We start from the raw sequence: 11,784 nt of genomic DNA on the forward strand, positions 1-11,784 counted from the left end.
TGTGAAATCGCTGAATTGGGCGACCCGTGCGCCCCGACCTTGGGCACCAGGTGGGCGTTCCGAGACCCTCCGTGTCGGTCGGCGCGCTTCCGTGACTCTACAACTGCACAGAGTTACGGTGCCGCGTCGTGACCAGTGTTCCGACGGAGGGCTGGCATAGCGCCGGCAGCCCGTCCCACGAGGCCAACAGTATCCCCCGATCGGGTATGAATTCGCCCGCTTCGTCCGCCGCGGATGACAGAGGAGGTATTGAAGGGCCGAGCTCATCGAGCACGAAAGACGAGAAATGGCGCCGCGAGCCGCCACCGCGGCCTCGGGAGAGCGGTCCGCGAGGCCGGCGCCCGGCCCTCGTCGCGCTGGTTGGCGTGCTGACTGCAGGCCCCGCGCTGACAGCTGGTCCAGGCCTCGGAGTCGGCCTCGGTATCGCCCGCGCCGAGCCAGGCGCCAGCCCTCGCGCCGGCTCCGACTCCGCCTCTCGCGCCGGCTCCGACTCACGCGCCGGCTCTGGCTCCGGCTCCGGCGACCGGCCGCGGGAAGGCCACGCAGAGGACCTCGGTAGCGTCACCGCGCAGATCGCGACCACCCGGGCCCGTATCGACGAGCTCGGGCACCAGCTCTCCGTGGCAGCCGAGCAGTACAACGCGGAACGCATCCGGCTCGCCGAGGCGGAACGCACCGCGACAACCGCCCGTCAGCGCCTCAGCGCGGCGGACGCAGCCGTCCGAACGGCGTCGGACCGCCACCGTGGGCTGGCGACCTCGGCCTACCGCTCAGGCGGTTTCGAACAGCTTTCCATCCTGCTTACCGGAGATCCACGGACCGCGCTCGACCGCGCCGGCGCCGTCAACGCACTGTCGCGGCGGCAGCGGGCCGCCGAGTCCGACCTGCGCCTGGCCCGTCACGACCAGACCGAGGCGAAGCAGGCCGCCGACGAGGCCCTCGCCGGTCGTCAGCACGTCGTCGACTCACTCTCCGAGCAACGGCGCGGAATCGAAGCCTCCGCCGCCGAACAGCACCAGCTGTTGGACGACCTGATCGGCCGACAGGCCCAGCTGGAACGAGAGGCCCGCGAACGGGAAGCAGCCGCGCTACGTGCCCGTCAGGCCGCCGAAGCCGCGGCAGCCGCGGAAGCGGCCCGCCAGGCCGCGCTGGAACGTGAACGCCTGACCCGGGAAGCCGGGCTCGTCGCGACGGCCGGCTCAGCCTTCGCCGCCGCACCCGTCGCGCCGGCGCCACCGCCCCCCACCGGCGGCAGCGGCGGGGCCGCCCGCGCGGTCCAGGAAGCACACGCACAGCTGGGGAAACCGTACGTCTGGGGTGCCGAGGGACCGGACAGCTTCGACTGCTCCGGGCTGGCCCAGTGGGTCTGGGGCAAGGCAGGCGTCGCCATCCCCCACTACACCGGCGACCAGTGGACATCCGGTCGGCGGGTCTCCCGCGCGGAGCTGATTCCCGGCGATCTCGTCTTCTTCGGCGCGGATCTTTATCACGTCGGCATCTACATCGGTGATGGAAAGATGATCCACGCCCCGCGCACCGGAGAGGTCGTGCGGATCGAGAACGTGTGGTGGTCGTCCTTCCAGGGCGGTGTACGTCCCGGAGCCTGACCGCGCTGTACGGGGCACCTCATCCGCGGGGCGCTCTGGAACGAGCAGCGACCGTCGGAGCCCGCAGCGGTGGGCTGTGGCGGTGGGCTGTGGCGGCCGGACGAGACCGAGCCCAGCCCTGGCAGCGGCGAGCCCAGCCCTGGCAGGTCAGGCCGTGGCGCCGGCTCCCACCACGGCCGGAGCGCCTGCCGGCCAGAACATGCCAGGCCACACCCGGCCAACCACCACCTATGGGCTATCAGCTTGCCGGGCCGCCTGGTCCGCCAAACGTCTGGCGCACGCAGCGGCGCCCGACCTCTCCCCGGAAAGACATCGGACCGGACCCACCGGGCCCGGTCCTCAGATACCAGCAGTGAAGTTGTTCGAGATGAGCCGAGCGACGCTTGCCGACAGGCGCACCGCTGTGGCGGGCGCCACCGCTGGCTCGCCGGAGTGCCAGTGAGCCTTCTCCGTCACACAGCCCGCGGACACGGATGCCGCGGAGGCCGAGCCGACGACGGAAAAGGCTCAGTGATCGACGTAGACCAGGGACGCCATGCCCCGGCTGATCTCCGATTCGTCGGCGTCGCCGTCCGGCTTCGCGATGTAAAGCCTGTCACCACGAGCGTTCAGCGAGATCTTCGCGCCTGGCACGACCGATGCGTCGCGCAGGGTGCGCATCGCGTTCTCGTCGGTCTGGAGGCGTTCGGAGATCCAGCTCACCGTCACGGCCTTGGGGCCACTGACATTCCGCTCAGCGGAGGTGAGCAGGCTCACCGGGGCCGCGACGGGCGGCTCGGCGGTCTCCAACGGGGCCGGGATCTCGTTGCCGAAGGGGCAACGCTTCGGATCACCCAGAAGAACCGTCAGCCGGGCCTCGACCTCGTCCGAGATCACGTGCTCCCAGCGACATGCCTCGTTGTGAACCAGCGCCCAGTCCAGGCCAATGATCTTGGTCAGGAGTAGCTCGGCGAGACGATGCTTACGCATCACCGCCGTGGCCCTGACCAGGCCCTTCTCCGTGAACTGCACCGTCCGGTCATCAGCCAGGGCCACCAGGCCCTCGCTCGCCAGCCGCGCAGTCGACTCACTGGCCGCCGGAGCACTCACATGCAGCCGTTCGACCAGGCGGGCACGCAGCGGGGTGATGCCCTCCTCCCGTAGCTCGTACAGGGTCCGGAGGTACATCTCGGTACTGTCAATCAGTCCAGTCACCGGTCTCCTTCGTCCGCAACCAGAGTACGCTTCAACGCCCCTCAGGAGGAGCCACATTCCTCTGCGTCCTGGTGTCGGATTGTGGTATGGCCAAGCCGCCCCGGAAGCCGCTCCGTCGTCACCACGCCGAACCGCTCCCTACCCACCGAGGGTACCCGACCGGGTACCCAAAGTGGGGATTGGGCCTTGTCGGAGGACAGGCGTCGCCAGCTCGGCACGCCCGCACCTCGACCCAGCCCGGAGCATGCACAAACACGACATTAAGGACCGGCTTCCAGGAACACGGCGGCACCGCCGGGCAGGAGCCCAGACGGCCGCGAGCATGATCTCGCCTGCGGTCACGCAGCCACCACGGCACCCACACCGTCAGSGCGGCACGACGCGGGCAGGTACCTACACTCAAGGGTATGAGCACCACGCAGATCGCGCCGGAGACGTCCGACACCCGCACCAACGAGGGAGATGACCACTCCCACTACGCGCGCCGCGAGGAGATCGTCCGAGCCTCCATCGAGGGTGGCCGCGTAACAGCCCTGTGCGGCTACAAGTTCGAGCCGGTCCGCGACCCGCAGCGCTACCCGGTCTGCCCCCGCTGCAAGGAACTCGTCGAGATGGCCGAGCAGTTCGGCTGATCCCCGGCCCCCGAAAAGACGTCTGATCACGCAGCGCGCACGCTCAGCCAGCCCGCAGGACCATCGAGCGCGTGGCCGCCCAACGGACGTCAACCACCCCGGCGCGGTGGCGAGTAGACTTGCCGATGGTTTTCGAAGATCCCGAGAAGCATCGGGTAGGTTCGCGCCACTCGCCGCAGTACGCGACAGGTCCGGCGTGAGGCAGCGGCCGAATCCTTGTATTATTGCGGCGCAATGCCTCTGTAGCTCAGTGGATAGAGCGACCGCCTCCTAAGCGGTAGGCCGCAGGTCCGATTCCTGCCAGGGGCACACGATCGGCTTCCGCCTGTTCGGTGGCCTTCGGCCGCCTTCCCGGGCTCCCGCGCCATGCTGGCCCAGGGGGCCACCCCCTGGAACCCCCAGCTCAGGGGGCTTCGCCCCCCGAGCCCCCGGCCGCTGCGCTTCGCGCTCGCGGCGGCGGCGGCCCAACACACCCGGGTGCCGAGCAGAGCTGGGGCTCCGATGGCGTGGCGGGCGTCGGGGTTCTGGCCGTGCGCGTTGTGGATGCGATGTTGGTTACGCGCCAGAGGGGTCCTTGCGGTCGGCGTCACCTGCGCCGCGAGTATTTCGATGCCTTGTAGGCGCCGAGTGCTGCCTTACTGGAGCGGTAGCGCCCATCCGGGCCGATGATCGCCTCTAGCCTTCCCCGAGTTGCCGCCTGCTTGAGGGCGGCAAGGCTGAACTCGTCGTCAACCAGAGCCTCAAGGGGGACATACTTCGCAGGCCCGGCGATGTTCGGGATCAGTCGGTGCAGATTGTCGATGACCGACCTGGCAATAATCTCGGCCAGCGAGCCAAGATCGTCATGGTCGGCGCGGTCGAGAGCCTTGAGGTAGCGGGCTCGCTGCGCCTTGAGGATGATCGCCGGAGGCCAGCCCAACCGAACCAAGATCAGGTTGAGCGCGAGTCGTCCGGTGCGCCCGTTGCCGTCAAGGAACGGGTGGATCTGTTCAAAGCGGACATGGATGCCTGCCAGCATCTCAGGAACCTGCTCGATCGCGTGCTCATCCTTGACGATGCCGGGCCCGATCGCGTTGACCCGGTCGACCCAGCCTTTGATCTCCATGGGCACGAGCGTGTGTGCCGGGGATGTCATCCCACCCGCGAACGGCTGAATGTCGTGACTTCGGAAGTTTCCTGGGCTCTCCGACTCGTGCGCGTGTGGGTGCGGAGCGACATCCCACACCTTGCCAAGCGCAACCGCGTGGACGTTGCACACCTCGGTAAGCGTGATCAAGTCGTCGTGTTGCCACCGTGGGGCACAGTCCCGGACGCAGTGACCTGCTGGCCTTGGGTGTCCATCGAAGAGCGCGTCTGGTCATGCTCGCGACAGCACCAGGGCCGGCCAAGGTCCGTTGGGATGTCCACTGCGTGGGTCTCAGTTCTGGTCTCGTTCGTGGTCGTTCAGCGCCGGTTGCGACGATGCCACCGACCGCGCTGGCGCCCCTGCCAGACCGTCAGGGACGTCGGTGAACAGGTCACCATGGCACTCCTAGGCGGTAGGCCGCGGGTCCGATTCCTGCCAGGGGCACAAACAGGCTCTGGCCTGCGCTGGGCCCGACTAACAGTGATCATGAGGGTCGAGTACAGCGCTGATAGGCGTGTTGACTTTCCGCGCATGGCCGATCTTCGCGGGGGTCTGGACCCCTCTGGGGACTGTTGCTTACGAGCTGGAACCGCTCGATGGAAGCGGCGCGGCGCGCGCCCAAGACCCGCAAGCTCCACCTCGACGCCGCCACCGCGCTGATCAACTACCTGGCCGACTCCGCCGACCCACTCGACCCAGCAGCTCAGATCACGAAGCCCCAGATCGAGGAGTTCCCGATCTGGTTCGGCACCGTCCCGACCCCGCGACGCCCCGAGGGCCGCGGGGGCGCCTACGTGAACCAGACCTCCCGTGCCCGGCAGTAGTGGTTCCAGTGGCTCCACGACGAAGAGGAGATCACGCACTCACCGCCGGAGCGGGACGCGACCATCCGCTGGCTGCTCGATTCCCGCGGGCGGCGTACCGGGATTGCGAAGCTCCGTGTCGACGGTGTCGACCTCACGCGGAAGGTGCTGCACATGCTCGGCAAGGGGCACCGCCCGCGGCCGACCCCGATCGGCAGCAACACCGCGCCGGCCCCTGGCAGCCTGACCGGGCCGCGGCGTCGTCCACCGCGAGCTACCTGAAGAGGGGCGGGATACGGATCTTCCCGATGTCGATCTTCCATCCTCGGTGGCCAGACGGTCCGGGGGGACCTGGGGGTCCGGCAGGACCGACCGGCCCAGCGGGTCCAGCGGGCCCGACCGGCCCAGGCGGCCCAGCCGGCCCGACCGGCCCAGGCGGCCCAGCGGGCCCAACCGGCCCGACCGGTCCAGCGGGTCCAGCAGGTCCAGCGGGACCGACCGGCCCAGCCGGTCCGGCAGGACCGGGCGGTCCGGCAGGACCGGGCGGTCCTGCCGGGCCTGTGTCGGAGCGCAGTAGAACCGAGGTGGTTGACGGCTTCGAGGTCACCGTGGCCCCGAACACCGGGGTCGCGCTCACGGTCGCCACGTTTTCGACCTTCCGCGCGTCGACGTCGGCCTGTGTGGTCACGTAGTTCGCCGTGCAGATCGTCATCGCGGTGACGGCCAGTGTCGTCACCGGGCAGTCCACGGCCGACAGGCCGGGCATCGGGTCGTTCACCACGAGGCCGGTGAGTGCGCCCGGGCCACGGTTGGTGACGATGTAGAGGTATGTGAGCCGCTCACCCGCGGCGGTGAAGGACGTGGTGTTGGCGGTCTTCACCAGCGACAGGACCGGAACCGACAACGTCGCGATCGCCGGCTCGGAGACGACCGGCGGACCCGTCGGCGGCGTGCCCGCCGCCCAAGCGCTGTTGCTGAACGTGCCCCTGTCGGCGTCGGCCTGCGTCGTGACATAGCGGGCGGTGCAGGTCGTCGACTGGGCCGGAGCGAGGCTCGTCGCGGCGCAGCGCACCGGCGGCACACCTGCCAGAGCGTCGTACACGAACACGTTGGTCAGCGGCTGGCCGCTGGTGTTCGTCGCGGCGTAGGTGAGGTCGATCGGCTCGCCCGGGCCGGTGAACGACGTCTGGACCGTGGATTTTGTCAGCGAGATCGTTGCCCGCGGCAGCAGTGTCGCGGAGGTTTCCGCCGGCGTCGAGATCACCGGTGGCCCGGACGGGGGCTGTCCGGTCACTATCGCTTCGCTGTACACCACGCCCCGGGCGACGTCCTGATCCTTGATGGTGTAGTCGGCGGTGCAGGACATCGACGCGCCGGGCGGCAGCGAACCGTTCGGGCAGGATACCAACCCGGACTGCAGCGCCTCGGAGAGCCGGATGTTCTCCAGGGGGACGTCGCCGGTGTTCGTCACCAGGTAGGTGTAGTGCAGGAGCTGCTGTGCGATGGGGACGGTGGTCGGCTCCACCTGCGCCGTGAGGGCGATGCCGGGATGGGGCTGCTGCGCGGGCCGGCCCGGCGTCGTCGTGATTGCCGGGGCGGAGAGCACCGGCGGCGCGCCGGGCGGCGTTCCGTAGGCGAACGCGTCGTTGCGGACCTGGCCGACGTTCGCGGCGGCGTCGGTGGTGAGGTAGGAGGCGGTGCAGGTCATCGCGGCGCCGGGAGCGAGTGTTGTCGCCGGGCAGGCGACCGGGGACAGGCCTGGCAGGCCGTCCACGACGCGGACGCCGGACAGGCCGACCGGGCCGATGTTCGTCACCAGGTAGGAGTAGTCCAGCCGCTGGCCCGCGCCGACGAACTCGGCCGGCGCGGCGGACTTGGCCAGGGAGATCGCGCCAGTGGTGGGGGGGATGGGCCCGGCACCCTCGGGCTGCAGGATGGTGACCCTCGGCGGCGTTGTGATCAGCTCGCCCGTCGGCGCGGTGCCGACAAGGCGGGCCACGTTCGCGATGAAGCCGGCGTCGATGTCAGCCTGGGTCGCGACGGTCCTGACCGTGCAGCCGAAGGTGCCGCCGAAGGGGATGGGAGGCACCCTTCTGCCGCAGACAACGCCGGCGGCCGGGGCAGCCTGTGACGATTCCAGCGTGACGTCGGTCAGGGTGACGTTTCCGTTCTGGCCTATCCGGTAGTTGAAGTCGACCGGATCACCGGCCTTGCTGAAAGCAGGGGACGAGTCCCCGAACAACTGGAGACTCGGTTGCTGGACGGCGTACGCGTAGACGGTCGTGGCGGCCGACGTCCACCTGCCGGTGGCGAGCCGGCCGGTCACGACGGCACTGATGTAGACCGATCCTCGGTCCACATCCGTCTGGGTGGTGTTTGTCAGGCTGTCGCAGTTCATGGACTCGCCGGGGGCGAGCACCTGCGCCGGGCAGGAGATCTGGGTGCCTGGCGGTGTCGCCGACAGGATGGAGATCTCGCCCAGCGGCGCGGCACCGGTGTTGGTGACGGCGAAGGTGATGGTCAGGCGAAACGGGATAGACCCGAAGCCAGCACCGAAGGTGGGCGGAACCGACGGGCCCACGATGCTGATCGATCCGGTCGGGGGCGTGGAGCTGGTGGAGCTGTGTGACGGCGCCGAGGTCACCGGAGGGCCGGACGGCGGCGTGCCGTTCGCGACGGCGGTGTTCTCGACCCGCCCGCGGTCGACGTCCGCCTGAGTCGTCACGTAGGTCGCACCGCAGGTGGTGGTTCCGCCCGGGGCCAGTTCGTTGGCCGCACAGGTCGCCGGCGACACGCCGGCGAGCGCGTCGTGCACGACGACGTTCGTCAGCGGCGCGTCTGCGCTGTTCGTCACCAGGTAGGCGAAGTCGAGCGTCTGACCGACGCCGGAGAACGAGCTCTGCGCCACGGATGTCGCCACCGTGATCGCGGGAGCCAGCGCCGCCGTGGCAGTGCGCGGGGACTCGCCAGCGCCGGGCCGCGGGTCGACCGATGCGGACGGACCACCAGCAGCGGACGTTGTGACGGCCATGGCCGGGGCCACGGTGGCTGTCAGCACGATCAGCGCGACCACGGCCGGCACGTGCCAGGCCAGCGGGCCCACTGATCCGGCCGACGCGAGCAGACCTGCCCGGCGTCGCGGTAGACGTCTCGGCATGCTCGCTCCTCGGCCTGGGCCGCCCGCCGATGCCACACCGCGACGGGCCAGGCAGCAGACGTCGATCGACCAGCGCAACGCGGTCGTGCGTCCCAGCTGGTGACGGGACGCCCGGCGATGATTACACAGAGTGATCGAGCGTCACGGAACTCGCGCGCGGCGAGTCGTCACCGTCGGTGAGGTGCCAGCATGTCGGTGGCAGCGGGCCCTCCGGCCGCGATGGAGCGCGGCAGGCATCCGCAGCCTGCCGTTGGACGCGATCTCGAGCGGGCGGCCCTGTGCCCGCCGGCCAGGCGGGTGGGCGGGCGGCCCTGTGCCCGCCGGCCAGGCGGGTGGGCGGGCGGCCCTGTGCCCGCCGGCCAGGCGGGTGGGCGGGCGGCCCTGTACCCGCCGGCCAGGCGGGTGGGCGGGCGGCCAGGTGGGCGGGCGGGCCGAAGGTCAGGCTTCCGCGCGCACGACCGCCCGGCCGGTCACCGACCGCGGGTCGATCCGGATCCAGAACGGCCGCTCGACGACGTCCGCCCAGGGCTCCAGCCCCAGGAGCTCCAGTGCCGCGGTCTGAGCGCCCTCGACGACAGGACTCGCCACACCGGTGACCAGGACGCTCCATCCCGCCCTGGTCTCCGGGTCGAACCAGTCGGCCTGGAAGGAGACCGAGTCATGGTTCACCGCCGCCGACAGCTTGGAGCCGACGGCCGACCGGAAGACCACACTGTCGCCATCCATCGCGTGATTGACGGTCAACAGGACGACCTGGCCGTCCGACACGAAGGCCACCCGGCCCACCGGCACCGTCCCCAACAGCCGGATGCACGCATCGAACGGCAGCACGGCGAGGCCGGCGTGATCAAGCGCGAACTCCTCGGAGTCGATCAGCTCCTGCAGCGACAACGGGCCCACGGCAACTCCTCGACCTGACCGGCGGAAACCGACCCGCCGACCACACCGTCGGCGACCACCGCACACCCCGACCAAATTTTCGAGATCTCACGCTGGCGCACGAACCGTACCGCCCCCAGCGCCGATCGCGACCATGAGGTGCCGCGACAGTCCGTGACCGCCCGAAACAGCCGTGGCCACGCGCGGCCGGGCGGACGCCTGCGTCAAGCCTGTCCGGGGCGTCCTGCCCGCATCGGCACAGCCAGGATGTCAGTCGCCCGGGTGTCTGGATTCCCTGACGAACCCGGCGACACCGCCACGACTGGCAGGCGGACGATCGCCTGAGTGGGCTCCGCTCGGGGTGGGGCGCCCTCGGAGTCGTCGTCGCGGAGGATCTCCTCCGTACGGCGCTGCTCGATCTGGAGTCGCTTGCCGGCATAGAAGCAGGCTTCCAACTCGTCGAGCACGACCGTGGACACGCCGCGGCCACCGTGGCGGCGTTGCCACGGAAGCCAGCTGCGAGTGTTGCCCACGTGGCGAAGCGATCGACCGCACTGAGGAGAACCAGGACGCAGACGAGCCCGGGGATGGTCATGAACCAAACGAGCGCCACAGCCTGACGAAGACCCGGACGACCGGCCGGTTCCCGATGTTCCAGACGCCTGCACCCGTCACCGCCACCGCGTCAGGGGTGGTCGCCGGCCGTTCAGGGTTGGTCTTCGCAGCGGCGGAAGCCTTCCGGGGTGTAGCAGGGAAGGTGCCCCTGCTCCCGCATCACGCTTTGACCGATGTCACGGGTGAGATAGGTAAGGAAGCTCGCGGTGAGGGAACCCGCGCGCGGCGGCCCATAGGTGTAGGCGAATTCCACTGCGGCGAACGGATAGCTCATTTTGCCGAGGGACTCGATCGACGGTGAATGCCCGTCGAGGCTCACGGTATGCAGGCCCGGTACCGCCAGGGCGGCCCTCAGCTCGCTGTAGCCGATGGCTCCTGGCAGACTCGCGACCCCGGCGAGCACCTCCCCGGTGCTGCGCCGCTCACACCGGATCACCTTGCCCCCGTCCTGCGGGTAGATCTGGCGCGCGCAGTCGTACGAGGTGAACGCCGGCTCCCCTTCGGCTCCGAGTACAACGCGCCGGAACAGGTCACGGGTTCCGGAGTCGGCGTCCCGGCTCACCAGGGAGATCGGAAGATCAGGCCCGTCGAGCTGGCTCCAGTTGAGAAAATCCCCGCGGAATATTCTGCGGACCTGGTCCGTGGTGAGATTCTTCACCGGCAGGTCGTTGTTCACCACGACGGCGAAGGCGGAGACACCGACCCGGGTCGACAGGAGTTCCGCGTTCGCCTGCGGTCCGGCGCCGTCGTAGATTGTGATCATCTCCGGCGCGCCCTTCGCCGGGGAACCCGCCGCGGCCAGCTTCGTCAGGCCCTCGTTGCTGCCGCGCGTGTCCACCGTGACCGTTGCACCCGCGCAGTCCGCCTCATACCTTGCGGCCACCTCCCGCATGACCGGCGCGAAGGCCGTCGAACCGTTGACGGTCAGGTTTCCCGCGGCACAGCCGATCGGCTGTGGGGTGCCATCACCCACCACGATGATGCTGGCCAGCACGGTCACGCAGACCGTGAGCAGAACGGTGATCAGGCGGGACGGCTGGCTGAACAACGGTGGCTTGTCGTCGACCGTCGTGCTTCGGTTGGGCGCCACCGCGCCGTCCCGGATCCCGCCGCTGACCCGGACCGCGGAACCGACCCCACCGCCGGTGAGAAGTACCAGGAGCTTGTAGTGCTGGCCACGGTTGAGCGGCACCCTGGGCAGGTAGATGGTGTTACCGCTGTTACGCATGCCACGGGACGCGGTGAAGTGCTCCATGAGGTGCTCGGCGTCGGGCTGGGTGACGGTGACCGCGACCCCCCGGACGACGCGGCCCGCGAAGACGGCGGTGAGGCCGTGGAGGTCACGACTGGTGTAGTCGGTGTCGGCGACGCTTTCCGCACCGTCGTTCTCGATCCGGAGCAGTACGAGGGTGGCATCCGCCATGTCGGGAAGGTCGTTGAAAAGGCCCAGGCGAATATCGGCCTGGCCCTGCCCACTCCGGTCATCACCGCCGACGGGCATGTCCATCTGCACTCGGTATCCGATGCGCCGCCGGCGTGGCACCCGACGCTCGTACCACACGACCGCGAACGACGCAGCAATACCGAGCAGTGCGGTGAGTATCGCTACCAGGTTCTCGGTACTCAACCATTCCACGCGTCAGTTCACCCCCGCACGCCCCTTATGACCCCTCGCACCGACCTGATTACCGTATGACCCGCGGGGACCAGGGAGAAGATCGCGGCCCAGTCGGCCACCGAAAGTTCGCCGTGAATTCATCGGAACGCTCGA

9 protein-coding genes and 1 tRNA gene are annotated in these 11,784 nt (G+C 69.5%); 4 read left to right on the forward strand and 6 right to left on the reverse strand.

The window, feature by feature from the left end:
• The first annotated feature begins 365 nt into the window (after positions 1-365).
• Complete coding sequence (locus tag CcI49_RS17180) at positions 366-1,607, forward strand: C40 family peptidase (protein WP_241840106.1); 1,242 nt, start codon at positions 366-368, stop codon at positions 1,605-1,607.
• Between the two features lie 507 nt (positions 1,608-2,114).
• On the opposite strand, the gene CcI49_RS17185 is transcribed toward CcI49_RS17180, so the two are convergent.
• Positions 2,115-2,801 (reverse strand): metal-dependent transcriptional regulator, encoded by a 687-nt coding sequence (locus tag CcI49_RS17185; protein WP_054568044.1) that lies wholly within the window; start codon positions 2,799-2,801, stop codon positions 2,115-2,117.
• Positions 2,802-3,208: 407 nt separating this feature from the next.
• Between CcI49_RS17185 and CcI49_RS17190 the strand changes: the two genes are divergently transcribed.
• Together CcI49_RS17190 and CcI49_RS17195 are read left to right on the forward strand one after the other, a co-directional pair.
• Positions 3,209-3,433 (forward strand): DUF3039 domain-containing protein, encoded by a 225-nt coding sequence (locus CcI49_RS17190; RefSeq protein WP_006538809.1) that lies wholly within the window; start codon positions 3,209-3,211, stop codon positions 3,431-3,433.
• 236 nt (positions 3,434-3,669) lie between these two features.
• A tRNA-Arg gene (locus CcI49_RS17195) sits at positions 3,670-3,742 on the forward strand.
• Positions 3,743-4,019: 277 nt separating this feature from the next.
• On the opposite strand, the gene CcI49_RS17200 is transcribed toward CcI49_RS17195, so the two are convergent.
• Positions 4,020-4,709, reverse strand: a complete 690-nt coding sequence (locus tag CcI49_RS17200) for a Fic family protein (RefSeq protein WP_076827664.1) — start codon at positions 4,707-4,709, stop codon at positions 4,020-4,022.
• A 446-nt stretch (positions 4,710-5,155) separates the two neighbouring features.
• Here CcI49_RS17200 and CcI49_RS17205 point away from each other — a divergent pair, with 446 nt between their 5' ends.
• Positions 5,156-5,383, forward strand: a complete 228-nt coding sequence (locus CcI49_RS17205) for a hypothetical protein (protein ID WP_054568046.1) — start codon at positions 5,156-5,158, stop codon at positions 5,381-5,383.
• A 253-nt stretch (positions 5,384-5,636) separates the two neighbouring features.
• Here CcI49_RS17205 and CcI49_RS17210 read toward each other — a convergent pair whose 3' ends face one another.
• The 4 genes from CcI49_RS17210 to CcI49_RS17225 all read right to left on the reverse strand — a co-directional run bounded on the left by CcI49_RS17210 (position 5,637) and on the right by CcI49_RS17225 (position 11,649).
• Positions 5,637-8,519, reverse strand: a complete 2,883-nt coding sequence (locus tag CcI49_RS17210; protein ID WP_076827667.1) for a hypothetical protein — start codon at positions 8,517-8,519, stop codon at positions 5,637-5,639.
• 438 nt (positions 8,520-8,957) lie between these two features.
• Positions 8,958-9,419, reverse strand: coding sequence for a pyridoxamine 5'-phosphate oxidase family protein (locus CcI49_RS17215; RefSeq protein ID WP_076827669.1), 462 nt, complete (start codon positions 9,417-9,419; stop codon positions 8,958-8,960).
• Positions 9,420-9,622: 203 nt separating this feature from the next.
• Entirely contained in the window at positions 9,623-9,877 is a 255-nt protein-coding gene (locus CcI49_RS17220; RefSeq protein WP_131831109.1) for a DUF6191 domain-containing protein, read from the reverse strand.
• Positions 9,878-10,104: 227 nt separating this feature from the next.
• Positions 10,105-11,649 (reverse strand): substrate-binding domain-containing protein, encoded by a 1,545-nt coding sequence (locus CcI49_RS17225; RefSeq protein ID WP_054568050.1) that lies wholly within the window; start codon positions 11,647-11,649, stop codon positions 10,105-10,107.
• Positions 11,650-11,784: the final 135 nt, after the last annotated feature.

Origin of the sequence: Frankia sp. CcI49, assembly GCF_001983215.1 — a bacterium.
Lineage (GTDB): Bacteria > Actinomycetota > Actinomycetes > Frankiales > Frankiaceae > Parafrankia > Parafrankia irregularis.